The sequence below is a fragment of the Brevundimonas sp. genome (genome assembly GCF_036399195.1).
Lineage (GTDB): Bacteria > Pseudomonadota > Alphaproteobacteria > Caulobacterales > Caulobacteraceae > Brevundimonas.
Map to the genome: position 1 here is coordinate 13867 of NZ_DASWNO010000163.1, position 16780 is coordinate 30646.

Sequence of the window (16780 nt, forward strand, 5' to 3'; positions counted from 1 at the left end):
CGCGAGTCTGCTACTGCCGGAGTGATGACCGCCGCCCAGCGCCTGGCTTTGCAGTATGTGTTGCTCTTCGGCGCCACGGGGGTCAGCCTGCCGTTCGCCGGACTTTGGTTTCGCGCCCAGGGACTGAGCGGAGCGGAGATCGGGATCGCGCTGTCCGCGCCGATGTTGGCGCGGGTCGTGACCGGGCCGCTGCTGGCGGTCTGGGCCGACGGTTTCCGGCTCAGGCGCACGCCGATCGCGCTGCTCGGGCTGGCGATGGCGCTTGGCTACGGCGGCGCGGGCGTCGCGCACGGCTTCCTCGCCCAGGCCGCGTGCTGGTTCGTCGGCGCGACCGCGATGGGTGTTCTCGTGCCCTTGACGGACGTCCTGAACCTGAGGCTGTCCTCGCGCGGCGGGTTCAGCTTCGCCCTTCCCCGCGGGGCGGGCTCGGTCGCCTTCGTCGCCGCTAACATCGGCATCGGGGCGCTGCTGCTGACCGCGCCCGTTGACGCCGTCATCGTCTGGCTTGTAGCGGCCTCGCTGGCTCTCGCCGCTGTCGCCGCGGCCCTGCTGCCGCCCGAGCCCGTGGCGGATGGGGTCGGCTTGTCGGGGCGAGAGCGGTTCCGCGGGCTCAGTCATCTCGTCGCGGATCCGGTGTTCGTCACCGCGATCTTCGCCGTCGGCGCGGTTCAGGCCGCCCACGCCTTTCAGTACGGCTTCTCGGCCATTCTGTGGAAGACGCAGGGGATTTCAGAGGCGGTCACCGGCCAGTTGTGGGCTTTCGGCGTCATCTGTGAAATCGCCCTCATGTGGTTGTTCGAGCCCTGGCGCCGCCGCGCGGGCATCGGGCCCTGGCCGCTCCTGGCCGCGGGGGCGGCGATCGCCGTGGTCCGCTGGGGCGCCATGGCGCTCGCTCCGCCGCTGTGGCTCCTGTGGCCGCTGCAGGCGCTCCACGCCCTGACCTTCGCGGCCACCTTCCTGGCCGGCATTCAGATCGTCGAGCGGGTGGTCCCCCGTGACAGCCAGACCGCGGCGCAGATGCTCAGCTCGGTGGTGTCGGCCGGCCTGTTGATCGGCCTCGCAACTGCCGTGTCAGGGCCGCTCTACGACCGCTACGGCGCGGGCGGCTACTGGGCGATGGCTGTGATGGCCGCCGCGGGCCTGCTGGCGTGTCTGCCGCTTCGGGTTCAGCTGGCGCGGGCGCGGGGCAACGGCGACAGGTGACGCGCCATGGCCTCGGCCGCGGCCTTGACCGCGCGCTGCATGGCCGCGCTCGACTCGTTCTCCGGCGCCCTGAGCAGACCCACGGCCGGCGTATCCTGACCCTCGGCCAGTCCAGACAAGACGCGGTAGAGCAGGTAGCTGCCCGCGTCGTCCTCGGCTTCGGATGTAGCTTCGATCGCCAGTCCCGCCTCGTTGAACGCGCGCATGATCTCCGCCGCCGGCGCGGTGGCCCGCGCGACCGACGGCCCCACGCTGGTCAGTCGACGGGCGCCGTCCAGCGAGCGGTTTTCGGCGCGGATCTGGAGCCTGAAGGTGGCGCTGCGGCGGGTCCGGCCCACCAGCAAGAGGGCGCGGCAGCGTTGATCCTGGAGATGGGACAGCAGGGTCGCGGCCAGCGCCTCCGGCTCGCCGCCCTCGACAGCCAGGGTTCGGGCGCCGGGCGGGCTCCACGGCTCGCCGGAAAGATCCTCGACCGGGTCCCACCCCGTCTCGTCGGCGTCATAGGCGCAAATCACGATCGCGGGACGCGGGTCGGAAGGCGTCTGTGCGGTTTCGGGCATGGACCCTGCTTGCATCATGGAGACTGACGGTGTCGGCATCGCGCTCCCACCGTCAAGATAGAATCAGTCTCGCTCGATTCATCCGAGATCGCCGATCGCCGCGTCCAGAAGCATGTACGCCCGCCCGCCGTCGGAGGTCAGGCGGCCCTGAACGCCGGCGGCGTCTCCCGCCATGGCCCGGGCGCCGAGATCGCGGGAGACCACGCGCACGAAGGCTTCCGCGTCTCCGCGTAGGTCCGGATCGGTCAGCACCCGTCTCGAGACGCTGCGGACGGCGGCGGGGGCCACGCGACGCACGATTTGGCGCGCCCGCTCGGGGTCGCGGCCGGCCACGGCGTCCGCCGCCTCCTCGATACGCGAGCGCGGCAGCAGAGCGTTCGGGTCAACGCCCATCCGGCGAATGGCGGCGATCACGCGCTCCTCAAGCGCGGCCGTTTCGGCGACCGGCATGATGGGGGTGTCGAGGTCGAGCGGCGCCTCGCCCGGTCCGTCGTCGACGAGGTCACTCCAGCCCAGCCGTTCCGAAGACGGAGGCGCGCCGGGCGTTGGCTCAAGCTTCAGGCGGTTGCGCAGCCCGAAGCCGCGGCCCTCTTCAGCCTTCGCCTTGGCCGGACGCGGCTCGGGTTCGGACTCGGGCAAGGGCGGCGCGGGCTCTCTCCGACGGTTCGGTGAGCCGTCGCCGGAGACCACGCCCATCAGACGGACGGCTTCTGTCAGCATGTCGTAGTTGCGCCGCACCCGCTCCTGGAAGCCTGCGTCGAGCGCCTCGGTGTCGCTCGCGGCCTTCTGCGAGGCGGCGGAGAGCGCCGCCAGCCCTTCCTCGACCGAGGTGCGGACGGCGTCGACGCGCTTCTGCGCCTCTTCGGGCAGGCGGGCCGCGCGTTCGTCCAGTTCTGCCATGGTGTCGTCGATCTGGCCGAGGGCGGCGGTCATTCGCTGGAGAGCGGCTTCCAGCCGTTCCACCGCGCGATCGCCCGCCTCCTCCACCAGGCCTCCGGTTTCGGCGACGATCTTTCGCGCGCTGTCGACGCGGGCGTCGGCGGCCTGATCGGCTTTTTGAGCGGCGTCGAACAGAGCCTCGCCCAGCCGGTCGGCGCGGATGCGGGCCTGGTCGGCGGCCTCGGCCGCGGCGGCGCGCGATTCCTCCGCGGTCGCTTGCAGGGCGGACAGCGACAGCCGGGTCTCTTCCACCAAGGCGTCGCGCGCCTCGGCCGCGACAGCCTCGAAGCGGTCCAGCGCCAGCTTGGTCGCCGCGTCGAAGCCGTCCGCTTCGCGATGGGACATCTCCACGAGCGCGTGGAACTGGTCCGTGGCCGCCTCGACCAGTTCGCGGATGCTTTCGGCCGTCCGGGTGGACGTGTCGCCGAGCTCTCCGGCCGCGGCCCGACTGGCGGACAACTGTTCGGTCAGCTGCGCGCGCTGGCTTTCGACCTGGGCGGAGAAATCCTCCTGATCGGTGCGCAGGGCGTAGGCGGCGGTCACGAGCGCGGCGCGCTGCTGGCCCAGTCCTTCCTCGACAGACTGGATCTGTTCGGCGACGCCGGAGCCGGCGTTCTCCAGCCGAAGCGTCTGGCGGGCCAGATCGTCGGCCGCGATGCGCGCCGCGTCCTGCGCCTCGCCTGCGGCGGCCGCGAGATCCGCGGCCCGGGCGGCCAGGGCTGCCTCGGCCTCCCGCAGCTGGGTCTGGGCGAGATCGGAGGCGTCGATCACCATTCGCGACTGGCGTTCGACCGCATCGATGACGCCGGACGCCTGCGTATCCAGTTGCACGCCGAGGGCCTGCATCTGGGTGCGTTCGCCGCCGAGCTGTTCGGCCAGCCGGCGCGCCGTTCGGCCGGCGGTCTCGGCCGCTTCGTTCAGGCGCGCCGTCTCCTGCGACAGCGCCTCGCGCAACAAAGCCATGTCGTTGCGGGCGCGCTCGGCCGCCAAGGACGCCTGATCGATGTCGTTGCGGAGGGAGTGCAGGACTTCGCCGGTCTGCTGGGCGGCCAGGGCTGTGGGAGCGATCAGGGCCTCCGACAGCTCCCGCGCGCGGCGGGTTTCGGCGGCCAGGCCCGCGCCCTGCCGGACGGCGTTGGCCAAGGTGATCGCCAGCCCCGCGGGGGCCAGGGCGATCAGGGCGTAGACGGCCAGCCGCAGAGGCTCCAGCTCGACCGCGCCGGCGCCCAGCTCATACATCAGCCAGGCAGCCACCGCGCCGACCCACAGGGCCGAAGCCACGCCGGCGATCAGGTAGGCGTTGCCGCCGGACGCCGCCTTGGCGTCGCGCCGGCGCACGGGCATGGGGGACAGAGGCGGCTCATACGCCACCGGCGGCGCCTCGGCCGAGGCGGAAAGAGCCATCGGCGGAATGTCCGACGCCCATTCGCCGGGCTCGGGCATAAGGTGTTCCTGGGCGCGGCGTTGCTCCTCGGCCAACCGCCGGCGGCGGCGTTCCGACATCGGCGCCCCCCCGGCGGACCCGTCGGGACCGCCGCCGCCCGGCTCTGACGCCAGCTCGACGGAGTCCTGCGGTTCAGGCTCTGTGAGGTTCAGCGGCGGCCGTTGACGGGTAGGTTTCATAGGGGGCGATCTCGTCACGGAGCGGCGTCGAAATCCGCCGCGCGATAGGACGTGCTGACCCTAGCGAGTCAATCGCGGCGCGCAAAGGCGAGCGGAAAGAATAGCGTCGGCGCGGGTTCAGCAGTCCTGCTTGCGCTCGGTGGATGCGGCGAACACGCCCGAGGACGCGCCCCCATCGCAGTCGCGCACGCGGTGGATCTCGCGCTCCGGCTTTTGCCGGTCGAGGTCGAGGCCGAACTGGGACAGCGCGGCCGCGGCCAGCAAGGCGACGAAACCCGCGATAAACTCGATCAGCGCCTGCATCGCCGATCTCCCCTGTCCCGACTGCCCAGTCTTATGCCCCCAAAACCGTGTTCGGGCAATCGCGTCCTGCGCGAGGAAACTTCTTTCTTGACCCCTGTTGCAAGCGCGTGGAACGGAAAGGGACGGCGCGCGTCCTGTAGAGCTTGAGGCGTCAGGCGCCGTCACGCGAAACGGCCGAACCTCCATGACCACTTCCGCGGACGATCGCAGCGATTCCTTGCTGGAGCCGGGACGCACCTGCTGGCGCGTCGAAACGGCGGATCGGTATGCGGTCCTGATGGAGAACGCCGCCTATTTCGACGCCCTGCGAGCGGCTCTGGCGAAGGCGCGTCACTCGGTGGTGATTCTCGGCTGGCAGTTCGACCCCCGCACCCGGCTCGACCCGGAAAGCGCCCATGACGACCACCAGGCCCAGGTCGGCCATCAGCTGCGGATGCTGGTGAAGTGCAACCCGGACGTCGAGGTTCGCCTGCTGATCTGGAAGTCGCCGCTGCTGATCGCCGCGTCACAGGGCTTCTATCCACACAAGGCGCAGGGCTGGTTCCGCAAGCGCATGGTCGAGTTCCGGCTGGACAGCCCGGGCGTGCTCGGCGCCTGTCATCACCAGAAGGCCGTGATCATCGACGACGCGATCGCCTTCTGCGGCGGCGGCGACATCTCGACCGACCGCTGGGATACCGAGGAGCATCTGGACGGCGACCCCCGGCGGTGCCAGCCCTCGGGCGTCATTCCCGCTCCCCGCCACGAGGTCATGTGCCTGATGGATGGCGCCGCCGCCCGCGCGCTGGGGGACCTGGCGCGCGAGCGCTGGTTCCGCTCGACCGGAGAGCGGACCGTGCCCGATGTCGCGGGCGAGGACCCTTGGCCGGAGGAGATCGAACCCGATATCCGCAACGTCCCCATCGGGATTTCCCGGACCGAGCCGGCCGTCAAAGGCCGCGCCGAGGTGCGCGAGAACGAGGCGCTGCACGTGGAGGCCATCCGGCGGGCGCGGCGGCTGATCTATCTGGAGAACCAGTATTTCACCTCGCCGCTCGTGGCGGAGGCGCTGGCCAAGCGGCTGATGGAGGACGACGGCCCCGAGATCGTGCTCGTCTCCACCGGCAAGAGCCCGAGCTGGTTCGACCAGATCACCATGGACAAGGCCCGGTCCGAGGTCCTCTTCCGGCTCGAGCAGGCGGACCGCCACAATCGCTTCTTCTGCTTTACCCCGTACACCAAGGGCGGAGAGCGGATCATCGTCCACGCCAAGGTGTCGGTGTACGATGACCAGGTCCTGCGGATCGGTTCGACGAACATCAACAACCGCTCGTTCGGCTTCGATACCGAGTGCGACGTCACCGCCGCGCCGACGGACGAAGCCGGCTGGGCGGCGATCCGGGCCTTCCGTCACCGCACCATCGGGCACTGGATCGGGGTTCAGGGGCGGGAATTCGCGGCGGCCGAGGCGACGGCCGGGTCGGTTGGCGAGGCGATCCAGCGGTTCGACACCGGCCGGATGCACGTCCTGGGGGCGGAACCCCCCTCCCGCGCCGAGCGGATCATCGCCGAGTTCCAGCTCGGCGACCCGACCTCGACCCGCGACGCCTTCCGTCCATGGAAACGCCGCACCCGCTCGCACCGGACGCTGCCGGCGCCCGAAGCCGTCAGATCGAGCTGATCTCGAAGTCCACGATCAGCGGCAGGTGATCCGAAGCCATCCGGTCGAGGGGCGAGAAGGGCGCCTTCACAGCCGTCACCGTGATCTCCGGACTGGTGAAGCAGTGGTCGATGCGGATCGCCGGAAAGCTGGACGGGAAGGTCTTCACCGATGGTCGCAGGCCGAGGCTGCGCTGGCAGTCGGCCAGCCGCGCCGCGAGCGTCTGGTAGGGACGGGTGACCGAGGTGGCGTTGAAGTCGCCGGTCAGGATGGTCGGTCCCACACAGTCCGCGTGCCCGAGCCAGCCCGGGCCGACCAGCGCCGCCGCCTGCATCCGCTGCTCGCGTGGAACGAGGCCCAGATGGGTGTTGATGACGTTCAGCGTGACGCCGTCGATCTCGATGGCCGACCAGAGGGCTCCCCGCGGCTCCAGCCCCCGAAAGCCCGGAATCGTCGGCAGGGGCCCTGACTTGATCAGCCGTTCAGGGTGGGCCGTCAGGATGGCGTCGCCGTATTGCTCCGCCTCCACCCGCATGGCGGCGTGGAAATGGAAGGTCATGGCCAGCTGGTCGGCAATCGCCTGAGCCTGATCAACGAAGCCGGTCCGCGCGCGGCCCACGTCCAGTTCCTGCAGACAGACGATGTCGGGAGCGTGCTCGGCGATCACCGCCGCGACGCGGGCGACATCCAGCCGGCGATCAACGCCCACGCAGCGATGCACATTGTAGGTCAGCAGGCGAGGCATGAGTCGAGCGATGATCTCCAAGCGTCAGGGTGGCGAGCTTTACCACGAAGAATGAGACGCCATAGCGGCGGCGGACGAAGCGGTCAGATAACCACCAGCTTGTCCTCGATCTCATTTGCATTGCGCGGCGCGGGCGGGAAATGCTCGGCCAGAACGCCGCCGCAGAGGGCGACGGCGTCAATAAATCCGGACGCGGGATCGCCGCGCTTCAGACCGCGTGTGAGAACCTCCACGGCTTCGGCCCACACCGCTTGATCGACACGGCTGTGAATGCCCTCATCGGCGATCACCTCGACCTGATGGTCAGCCAGCGCCGCGAAGATCAGGACGCCCGTCCGGGCCTTGGTGACGTGCAATCCGTGCGCCAGAAACTGCTGCAGGGCGGCCTCGCGCACCCGTTCACGACGGATGGCGCGCGGCGTCACCCGCCGGCTCACCGCTGGGATGGACGCGACCAGCAGGACGATCAGGAAGATCGTCGCCTGAACAAGGGCGTAGGCGGCCAGGGTCTGACCGACCGCTACGTCGGCGGAGGCGAGGTGGGCGCCCTGCCAGCTGTCCCCCATGCCGGGAATCCAAGCCGGCTCGAACCCCAGCGGGATCAGCGCCAACGGCAGGATCAGCGCCGCCGCGGCCGCGTAGCCCAGCGCGATGTCGCGGTAGGTCGAAACCCGGCGGGCCATGACGCAGAAGATTTCGCCCGAGGTGCGGCTTTCCTCGGCGCGGATCGCCTCGGCCACGCGGGCGTGCATGTCAGCGGTCAATTCGCTCACCATCCGCCCGAGGCTCCACCACCGCCAAAACTGCCGCCCCCGCCGCCAAATCCCCCGCCGCCGAATCCGCCGCCGCCGAAGCCGCCGCCGCCGCGGCCGCTGCCCCGAAGCGCCTCCGACGCAGCCCAGATCATGATGGGAGCCATGCCGCCTCCGCGCCGGCGCCGCCCGCGTCCCCCGCCGCCGATCATCCTGAGCAGAAGCAGCAGGAAGATGATGCCGATGACGCCGGCCACTCCGATCGGCGCGGACGACTTAGGACGCTCGGCGGCGGCCACGCGCGCCTGCGCTTGTTCCGGATCAAGGCGGAGCTGGCGGTCGATCGCGTCGACTCCCTGCTCGATGCCGCGCTCGAAGGAGCCCTCCCGAAAGGACGGCAGGATGTCGTTCTGGATGATCATCGCGGACAGAGCGTCCGTCAGCACGGGCTCAAGGCCATAGCCCGCCTCGATGCGGACCTTCCGCTCCTTCGGCGCCACGATCAGCAGCGCGCCGTTGTTCTTGCCCTGCTGGCCGATGGCCCAGGCGCGGCCCAGCTGATAGCCGTATTCCTCGATCTCGTAGCCTTGGAGGTCTGGAACGGTGACGACGACGAGCTGATCGGTGGTGTCACGCTCCAGGGCGGCGAGCTTCTCCGAAAGCTCCAGTTCCTTGGCGGCGGAGATCAGGTCGCCCTGATCGACGACGCGGCCGCTCAGCGCCGGGAAGGTCGGCCCCGGCTGCGCCGACGCCGAGCTCAGGGGCGCAAGCCACAGGAGGGCGACCAACGCCGTCAGCACGGCGGCGGCTCTCGTCAGCGGTCGCGACGCCCGGGCGTGGATCACTGAGTGGTCGCGGCCGGCCGGGGAATGGGCTGCGGGGCGGGCGCGACCGGCGGCGGGCCGGCGGCCGGCGGGGTCGAGCCCGGCACGACGGCCGGGGCCGCGCCGCCCGGTTGAGCCGCGGGGTTCAGGGCGTCGAAGTTCACCGTCGGCGCGGTCTGCGCCGCCTCGGTGGCGGTGAAAAGCTGCATCGGGTCAGAGCCCGAATGGATGGTGTTGGCCCAGAGCACCGTCGGGAAGGTGCGCAGGCTGGTGTTGTAGTCGCGAACCGCCTCGTTGTAGTCGCGCCGCGAAATGGCGATGCGGTTCTCCGTCCCTTCCAGTTGCGACTGCAGGGCTACGAAATTCTGGTTCGACCGGATTTCGGGATAGCGCTCGACGACCAGAAGCAGCCGCGACAGCGCCTGCGACAGCTGCCCCTGCGCCGCCTGGTAGCGCTGGAACGCGGCGGGATCGCTTAGGGTCTCGGGCGTGACGGTCACGCCCGTCGCCTGCGCCCGCGCCTGGATGACCTCGGTCAGGGTGGTGCGCTCGGCGATGGCGGCGCCCTGCACCGTCGCGACCAGATTGGGCACCAGATCGGCGCGGCGCTGGTACTGGGACTGGACGTCGGCCCAGCGGGCCTTGGCGATCTCTTCCTTGGTCGGGATGGTGTTGATGCCGCAGCCCGCCGCGGCGGGGATCAGAACCACGATGGCCGCGAGGGCCGAGACGCGGGGCGAGAAGCGGATCATGGACGTCTCCTGACAGACGGGAAGCGGAACAATGAGTTTGCGCGGCTACGGTTCAGCCGTCCAGCGCTTCCGGCGTGACCCCCGCGGCGCGGCAGGCGGCGGTGTAGGTGTTGGCCAGCAGGCAGGCGATGGTCATCGGGCCCACGCCGCCGGGCACAGGGGTGATCCTACCGGCGACCGCCGCGGCCTCGGCGAAGGCCACGTCGCCGACCAGCCGCATCTTCCCCTCCGCCGCCCTGGCCGGGTCGCGCGAAGGGACACGGTTGATCCCCACGTCGACCACCGTCGCGCCCGGCTTGATCCAGTCTCCGCGAATCATTTCGGCCCGGCCGACCGCCGCCACGAGGATATCGGCGGTTCGGCACAGCGCCGGCAGATCCAGGGTGCGCGAATGGGCGACGGTGACCGTGCAGCTTTCCCCCAGCAGCAGCTGGGCCATCGGCTTGCCGACGATGTTCGACCGCCCGACGATCACGGCGTTCAGGCCTGACAGATCGCCGAGTTCAGACCGCAGCAGCATGACGCAACCCAGCGGGGTGCAGGGCACAAGCCCCCGAAGACCGACCGCCAGACGGCCCGCGTTGACCACATGGAAGCCGTCCACGTCCTTGTCGGGATCGATGGCCCCGATGACCGCCGCCGCGTCGATGTGAGCGGGGAGGGGCAACTGGACGAGGATCCCGTGGATGCCTGAGTCGACGTTCAGCGTGGCGATCAGGGCGAGCAGCTCAGCCTGACTGACGGACTCCTCGAGCCGGTGCGTGTCCGACCGCATGCCTGCGCGCTGCGTGGTGTCGCCCTTGTTCCGAACGTAGACCTGACTGGCGGGGTCGTTCCCGACGATGACCACAGCGAGCCCCGGCGTCACCCCCGTGCTGCTCGCCAGGCGACCGGCGGCGGCCGACACCCTTTCGACCAGCGCCGCGGCGAACGCCTTGCCGTCGATGATCGTCGCGGCGGCGTGTTCGACCGGCATGCTCGGGCTCCGATGCGGGAAAGGGCGCGTTCGGGGCGATTTACAGAGGGTGCGGTTCGGCGTCTATGATCGGCGTCGCAACCGGGGGACTTTCATGCGCCGCGAACTCACATTGGCCGTCGGCCTGCTGGCCCTCGCGAGCGCCGTTCCGGCTCTGGCCCAGGCTCCGGTCTCGCTCTCGGCGGGTCGGACTGTCCAGGGTCAGATTGCCGTAGGCGACGCGATAAGCGCTGACGGCACATGGCGATTCGACGACTATTCCATCGTCGCACGTCCCGGCCAGAGGCTGGAAGCGGTGCTGCGCTCCGGGGCTTTCGACGCCTACCTCGAGGTGTACGGCCCTGACGACATGAGAGCCCCCATCGCCAGCGACGACGACGGTCTGGGCGAGGGGACCGACTCGCGGGTCCGCTTCACCACCGATCGCACCGGCGTTTACATGTTGAGGGCGCGCCCGCTGTCGGGACTGGAAGGCGGCGACTACACGCTGACGCTTACCGAGCGGCCGCAGGCGCGCCCGGCTCCGCGGCCGGGGCGGGTCAGGCTCGGGCAGTCCGTTCAGGGACGGCTTGCGTCCTCCGACGGTGAAACGGACGACGGCGCCGCCTATGACGCCTTCTTGATTCGGGCCGGCGCCGGGGAGCGGCTGGCGGTCGATTTGACGTCCGACGCCTTCGATCCGGTGGTCCGCATCGGCCGGATGAGCGGCGGAGCCTTCGAGGAACTGGCCATGAACGACGACGGCCCGGACATGGGCCTGAACGCGCGGCTGGTCTTCACCGCGCCGGACGCCGGCGAGTATCTCATCCGCGCCACCGCTCTGGATGCGTCCGGGGAGGGCGCCTACACCCTGGTGGTGACTGAGGGTCCGCCGCCCGCTTCGGCCCAGCCCATCGAGATCGGCGCGACCGTGCAGGGCGAACTCACCCCCGAGGACGGAAAGAGCGAGAACGGCCGACCGGCCGACGCATACCGTTTCTCGGGCCGGGAGGGCCAGAGGGTCCGGATCGACATGACGTCGCCCGACATCGACACCTATCTCCAGCTGTTCGACGAGAACCGGGTCAGCCTGGCCGAAGACGACGACAGCGGGCCGACTGGAACGGACTCTCGTCTGACATTCACCCTGCCGAGGACGGGCTCCTATGTCGTAGAGGCCCGCGGCTTCTCCGACGCCCTTGGAACCTATTCCCTCGTGCTGGCTGAAATCGAGCCGGAGCAGCCACCCGCCGCGCTCGCGTTCGGCTCGACCCTTCAGGGCGAGATCGGTGAGACTGATCCAACCGACTCGGAGGACCGAAACTACGACGCGTACATGATCACGGGTCAGGCCGGCCAACGCATCCAGGCGCTGATGCGGTCGGGGGACTTCGACACCTTCCTGAGGATCGGGCGCAGTGACGGGGATTTCGTCGAATTGGCCTCGGATGACGATGGCCTTCGCGAAGGAACGGACTCGCGGCTGAACTTCACCCTCCCTGAGGACGGCGACTATGTGCTCCGCGCGCTGCCGCTCGGCGCCGAAGGCAAGGGCCTGTATTCGCTCGAACTCATCGACCGGGGGCCGCAGCCGCGGCCGGGCAGCCTGCTGGTGGGGGTCACCGCCCGCGGAACCCTGACGGAAACGGACGCGACGGCAGACGACAACAGCTTCTACGACGCTTACCGCGTCGCCTTCAAAGAGGGCGACAAGCTGCTGATCACCATGGTCTCAAATGACGTCGACAGTCTGATCGCGGTGGGCCGTACGGGCGAAGAGGGGGCGTTCGAGGTCCTGGGCTCGGATGACGACAGCCTGTCCGACACCCACGCGAAGCTGGAGTGGACCGCGCCCGCCGACGGCTCCTACGAAATCCGGGCCGGCGCATTCCAGCAGGGCCAGACGGGGCCCTATGCCCTGCATGTCGAGAAGCAGCCCTGAGGCTTGGCCGCGCGACGGGACGTGCTAGACCCGACGCATGCCTCCGTCAGCCGGCGATTACGACCTGATCCTCGTCGGCGGCGGTCTGGCGGCCGGCCTCATCGCTTGGAGGTTGGCGCTCGACCGGCCTGAGCTCCGGGTCGCGGTCGTCGAGCGGGACGGCCGCATCGGCGGTCGCCACACCTGGTCCTTCTTCGACAGCGACCTTGACGGGACCGACCGGGACTGGCTCGGGCCGGCCGTCGCGCACAGGTGGCCGGCTGGCCATGAAGTCTACTTTCCGGCCCGGGCCCGAACTCTGCGAACGCCCTACAACAGCATCACGTCTGAGGCGCTGCACGATACGGTCGCCCCTCTGCTGGGGAACGGCCTGATCGCAGGCAACGCCGTCGCGCTCGATCCCGGAGGCGTCGATCTGGCCGACGGACGCAGGCTGCACGGCAAGGCGGTCATCGACGCGCGTGGGCCGTCCGCGACACCGCATCTCCTCCTTGGCTGGCAGCTCTTCCTCGGACGCACCCTGCGGCTGACGGCCCCGCATGGGCTGACGCGACCCACGATCATGGATGCGACGGTGGCGCAGTCGGGCGGCTACCGGTTCGTCTACCTGCTGCCGTTCGACGCCCGGACGGTGCTCGTGGAGGACACCTACTACAGCGACAGCCCGGAGCTGGACTACGCGTTGCTAGGTGGCCGCATCGACGCCTATGCGCGCTCGCGCGGCTGGACGGTCGAGGCGGTCATGGGAGAGGAGCAGGGGGTTCTCCCGATCGCGCTGGACGGCGACATCGACACGTTTTGGGCGGGAGAGCCGCAGATCGCCCGGGCGGGGCTGGCGGCGGCGCTGTTCCATCCGGTCACGGGTTACTCCTTGCCCGACGCCGTCGGCCTCGCCCGCGAGATCGCGTGCGAGCCGGAGCTGACCTCGGCGGGGCTGCGGGCCCTGACGGAAAACCGGTCGAAACGTCTGTGGCGCGAGCGGCGGTTCTATCGCCTGCTGAATCGCATGCTGTTCCGCGCCGCCGCGCCCGAACAGCGCTGGCGCGTGTTCCAGCGGTTCTATGGCCTGCCCGAAGGCGTGGTGCGGCGCTTCTACGCAGGTCGCAGCACAGCGCTCGACAAGGCGCGCATCCTCGCGGGAAAACCACCGGTGCCGGTCGCGGCCGCCCTTCGGCAGTTGCGCGAGACCGGACGAGGATCATCGACGTGAGAGACCGGACGGCGAAACGGGCGGTGGTCATCGGCGCGGGATTCGGGGGGCTGGCGTTGGCCATCCGCCTGCAGCGCGCCGGGGTGAAGACCACCCTGTTGGAGAAACGCGACAAGCCCGGCGGCCGCGCCTACGTCTGGAACGATCAGGGCTTCGTCTTCGACGCGGGCCCGACGGTCATCACCGACCCGGCCTGCCTCGAGGACCTGTTCGAGGGCACTGGCAGCAAACTGGCGGATTACGTCGAGCTGCTGCCTGTCGATCCCTTCTACCGCCTGCTGTGGGAAGACGGCCGCAGCTTCGACTACGCCAACGACCAGGCCGTGCTGGACGCCGAAATCACCAAGTTCAACCTGGCCGACGTCGAGGGCTACCGCCGCTTCCACGCCTATTCCGAAGAGCTGTTCCAGGAGGGCTACGTCAAGCTGGGGGCGGTGCCGTTCCAGAGCTTCTGGTCGATGATCAAGGCGGCGCCGGAACTGGCGCGGCTGGAGAGCTGGAACAGCGTCCACGCCATGGTCGCCCGCTACATCAAGGATCCCCAGCTGCGGCAGGCGTTCAGCTTTCACACGCTTCTCGTCGGCGGCGACCCCTTCAAGACCAGCTCGGTCTACGCCCTGATCCACGCGCTGGAGCGGCGCGGCGGAGTCTGGTTCGCCAAGGGCGGCACCGGGGCCCTGATCGCCGGGCTGGCGCGCTTCTTCACTGACCTCGGCGGCGACCTGAGGCTGAACGCGCCAGTTGGGTCGATCGACATGGCGGATGGGCGGGTCACCGGCGTCACCCTGGAAGGCGGAGACGTCATCTCCGCCGACATGGTCGGCTCGAACGCCGACGTGGTGCACACCTACGAACGGCTTCTCGGGCACACGCCGCGCGGCAAGGCCAAGGCGAAGTCGCTGAAGTCCAAGCGCTTCTCGATGTCGCTGTTCGTCACCCACTTCGGGCTGAAGACGCCGCAGCCGCACTTGGCGCACCATTCCATCTGCTTCGGGCCGCGCTACCGCGAGCTGATCGGCGAGATCTTCAAGGGGCCCTCGCTGCCGGACGACTTCTCCCTGTACCTGCACAGCCCCTGCGCGACCGACCCGGGCATGGCCCCGCCGGGATGCTCGACCCACTACGTTCTGTCGCCCGTGCCGCATCTCGGCGCGGCCGACATCAACTGGGCCGTCGAGGGTCCGAAGTACCGCGACCGCATCCTCGACTATCTCGAAGCCCGCTACATCCCCAACCTGAAGCGGGACCTGGTCACCAGCCGGATATTCACCCCGGCGGACTTCAAGGGCGAGCTGAACGCCCACCTCGGCAGCGCCTTCTCGCTGGAGCCGATCCTGACGCAGAGCGCCTGGTTCCGAACGCACAACCGCGACGACCGCATCCCCAACCTGTATGTCGTCGGGGCCGGCACCCATCCGGGGGCCGGCATTCCGGGGGTCGTCGGCTCGGCCAAGGCGACGGCGGGGCTGATGCTGGAACAGGAGGCCTGATGGCTACGGCCGACGCCATTCTGGAAGCTTCACGCGTCTCCATCGTCAAGGGGTCAAAGAGCTTCCGTTCGGCGTCGCGGCTGTTCGATCCGGAGGTGCGCGAGGACGCCTGGCTGCTGTACGCCTGGTGCCGGGCCTGCGACGACGCTATCGACGGGCAGGACCACGGCCACGGCCACGAGGACATCAGCCCGGAGGAGCAGCGCCTGCGGCTGGCGCGACTGTATGACCAGACACGGCGCGCTCTGGCCGGCGAGACCATGGCCGACCCCACCTTCGCCGCCTTCCAGCGCGTCGCCTTGCGGCACGGTTTGCCGGAGCGCTGGCCGCTGGACCTGATCGACGGCTTCGCCATGGACGTGGATCACCGGAACTACCGCACCATCGACGACGTCATGGCCTATTGCTGGCATGTGGCGGGGGTGGTCGGCGTGATGATGGCGCGGGTCATGGGCGCCTCGGACCCCGAGGTGCTGCGGCGGGCGCAGGATCTCGGTCTGGCGTTCCAGCTGACCAACATCGCCCGCGACGTAGTCGAGGACGCCGAGAACGGGCGGCTCTACCTGCCGGCGGACTGGCTGGCCGAGGCCGGGCTGGCGCCAACCGCCGCCGCTGTGGCCGATCCGGCGAACCGGGCTCAGGTCCACGCGGTCACCAGTCGCCTCCTGAAGCTGGCGGAGCCCTATTATGACAGCGCCCGCGACGGGCTGCGGGGGCTGCCATTCCGATCGTCCATGGCGATCGCGGCGGCGCGGGGCGTCTATCGCGAGATCGGCCGCAAGGTGCGGCGGCGCGGGCCGGGCGTCTGGCGGCGGCGCGTCGTGGTCGGCAAACCGCTGAAGCTGTGGCTCTTCGGGCGGGGGTTTCTGATCGCCATCTGGACGCAGGTGCTGGACAAGGGGCGACCGCCCCCGGCGCGGCCCGCCGCCCTCTGGACCCGGGTCTAGACCACCGGGCCGTCATCTTCATTCGTCCTTCCGGGGCCGCGCAGCGGAACCCGGAATCCAGGAGACTGGACACCAGGCTTGGCCGCTCAGACCAGCACCCGAACCTCTGGGTTCCGGGTTCCGCTCCGCGGCCCCGGAAAGACGAGACCGTTGGCCATCGAGAGGATCAATCAGTCTTGGCGCACCGGCCGGCGGCGCTCCGCCCGCAGGCGCTTCAGCTCCACGTGCAACGCTGCGGGATCGGGGGCCAGCAGGAAGCCGAACGACACCGCGCCGCCCCGGCTCATCACCGCATGGTGCAGGCGGTGCGCCTGAATCAGGCGGCGCAGATAGCCGCGCCGCGGCACCCAGCGGAAGGGCCAGCGCTGATGCACCAATCCGTCGTGAAACACGGCGTAGGCCAACCCATACAGGGTCACCCCCGTGGCCACGGCGTAGATCAGCCACGACCCGCTCCACCAGCCCAGCGAGAACAGGCTGATCCCAGCGATGGAGCCGACCACGGCGTACAGGTCGTTGGCCTCGAACAGGCCGGTGCGCGGCTGGTGGTGGCTGCGGTGCCAGACCCAGCCCCAGCCGTGCATGACATAGCGGTGCGACCACCAGGCCACCCCCTCCATCAGGGCGAAGACGCCCAGGGCGACGGCGAGGAAGGCGGCGATCAGCATGCCGCCAGAATACGCCTCGCAGGCGCGGCCCGCCAGCGTGACAGATGAGCCCGGCCTGAAAGCTTTGGCCTGAACGCGGCGTCGGCTATGCCTTGGCGGGACCGACGGAGGAGCCGGCTTGACCGACATCACCAGCCGCAAGGACCAGCATCTGGACGTGATCCTCGCCGGCAAGGCGCGGCACGGGCTGGCGAGCGGCTTCGCCGAGGTGCGGTTCGTGCACGAGGC

Annotated in this window: 15 protein-coding genes; 6 read left to right on the forward strand and 9 right to left on the reverse strand. The window is 69.8% G+C overall.

Annotated features, from left to right (window positions below):
• Positions 1-24: 24 nt before the first annotated feature.
• On the forward strand, positions 25-1203 hold the full coding sequence (locus VGB60_RS07625) for an MFS transporter (protein WP_331037669.1): 1179 nt from the start codon (positions 25-27) through the stop codon (positions 1201-1203).
• On the opposite strand, the gene VGB60_RS07630 is transcribed toward VGB60_RS07625, so the two are convergent.
• From VGB60_RS07630 to VGB60_RS07640, 3 genes are all read right to left on the reverse strand, one after another.
• Positions 1167-1763 (reverse strand): hypothetical protein, encoded by a 597-nt coding sequence (locus VGB60_RS07630; protein WP_331037670.1) that lies wholly within the window; start codon positions 1761-1763, stop codon positions 1167-1169. The two genes, VGB60_RS07625 and VGB60_RS07630, sit on opposite strands and share 37 nt — an antisense overlap.
• Before the next feature lie 78 nt (positions 1764-1841).
• Positions 1842-4325, reverse strand: a complete 2484-nt coding sequence (locus tag VGB60_RS07635; protein WP_331037671.1) for a tipN — start codon at positions 4323-4325, stop codon at positions 1842-1844.
• A gap of 117 nt (positions 4326-4442) precedes the next feature.
• Positions 4443-4628 (reverse strand): hypothetical protein, encoded by a 186-nt coding sequence (locus VGB60_RS07640; RefSeq protein ID WP_331037672.1) that lies wholly within the window; start codon positions 4626-4628, stop codon positions 4443-4445.
• A gap of 184 nt (positions 4629-4812) precedes the next feature.
• Between VGB60_RS07640 and VGB60_RS07645 the strand changes: the two genes are divergently transcribed.
• Entirely contained in the window at positions 4813-6288 is a 1476-nt protein-coding gene (locus VGB60_RS07645) for a phospholipase D-like domain-containing protein (RefSeq protein WP_331037673.1), read from the forward strand.
• Here VGB60_RS07645 and VGB60_RS07650 read toward each other — a convergent pair.
• The 5 genes from VGB60_RS07650 to folD all read right to left on the reverse strand — a co-directional run bounded on the left by VGB60_RS07650 (position 6275) and on the right by folD (position 10316).
• The gene (locus tag VGB60_RS07650) at positions 6275-7012 is read right to left on the reverse strand and encodes an endonuclease/exonuclease/phosphatase family protein (RefSeq protein WP_331037674.1); all 738 of its coding nucleotides are present in this window, start codon (positions 7010-7012) and stop codon (positions 6275-6277) included. The two genes, VGB60_RS07645 and VGB60_RS07650, sit on opposite strands and share 14 nt — an antisense overlap.
• 83 nt (positions 7013-7095) lie before the next feature.
• Positions 7096-7788, reverse strand: a complete 693-nt coding sequence (locus VGB60_RS07655; RefSeq protein ID WP_331037675.1) for a TPM domain-containing protein — start codon at positions 7786-7788, stop codon at positions 7096-7098.
• Positions 7782-8564 (reverse strand): TPM domain-containing protein, encoded by a 783-nt coding sequence (locus tag VGB60_RS07660; RefSeq protein ID WP_331037676.1) that lies wholly within the window; start codon positions 8562-8564, stop codon positions 7782-7784. Before VGB60_RS07660 ends, VGB60_RS07655 begins: the two co-directional genes overlap by 7 nt.
• A gap of 41 nt (positions 8565-8605) precedes the next feature.
• Complete coding sequence (locus VGB60_RS07665; protein ID WP_331037677.1) at positions 8606-9340, reverse strand: LemA family protein; 735 nt, start codon at positions 9338-9340, stop codon at positions 8606-8608.
• A gap of 52 nt (positions 9341-9392) precedes the next feature.
• Complete coding sequence (gene folD, locus VGB60_RS07670) at positions 9393-10316, reverse strand: bifunctional methylenetetrahydrofolate dehydrogenase/methenyltetrahydrofolate cyclohydrolase FolD (protein WP_331037678.1); 924 nt, start codon at positions 10314-10316, stop codon at positions 9393-9395.
• A 94-nt stretch (positions 10317-10410) separates the two neighbouring features.
• Here folD and VGB60_RS07675 point away from each other — a divergent pair, with 94 nt between their 5' ends.
• From VGB60_RS07675 to VGB60_RS07690, 4 genes are read left to right on the forward strand one after another with little or no spacing between them, the layout of a single operon-like run.
• Positions 10411-12237, forward strand: coding sequence for a PPC domain-containing protein (locus tag VGB60_RS07675; RefSeq protein ID WP_331037679.1), 1827 nt, complete (start codon positions 10411-10413; stop codon positions 12235-12237).
• Between the two features lie 37 nt (positions 12238-12274).
• Complete coding sequence (crtY, locus tag VGB60_RS07680) at positions 12275-13447, forward strand: lycopene beta-cyclase CrtY (RefSeq protein WP_331037680.1); 1173 nt, start codon at positions 12275-12277, stop codon at positions 13445-13447.
• Positions 13444-14937: a phytoene desaturase gene (locus tag VGB60_RS07685; protein ID WP_331037681.1), complete on the forward strand. Its 1494-nt coding sequence runs from the start codon at positions 13444-13446 to the stop codon at positions 14935-14937. Before crtY ends, VGB60_RS07685 begins: the two co-directional genes overlap by 4 nt.
• Entirely contained in the window at positions 14937-15884 is a 948-nt protein-coding gene (locus VGB60_RS07690) for a phytoene/squalene synthase family protein (RefSeq protein ID WP_331037682.1), read from the forward strand. The genes VGB60_RS07685 and VGB60_RS07690 overlap by 1 nt, the downstream gene beginning before the upstream one ends.
• A 170-nt stretch (positions 15885-16054) precedes the next feature.
• Here the strand turns inward: VGB60_RS07690 and VGB60_RS07695 are convergent, their stop codons facing one another.
• Positions 16055-16552, reverse strand: a complete 498-nt coding sequence (locus tag VGB60_RS07695) for a beta-carotene hydroxylase (RefSeq protein WP_331037683.1) — start codon at positions 16550-16552, stop codon at positions 16055-16057.
• Positions 16553-16780 lie beyond the last annotated feature (228 nt).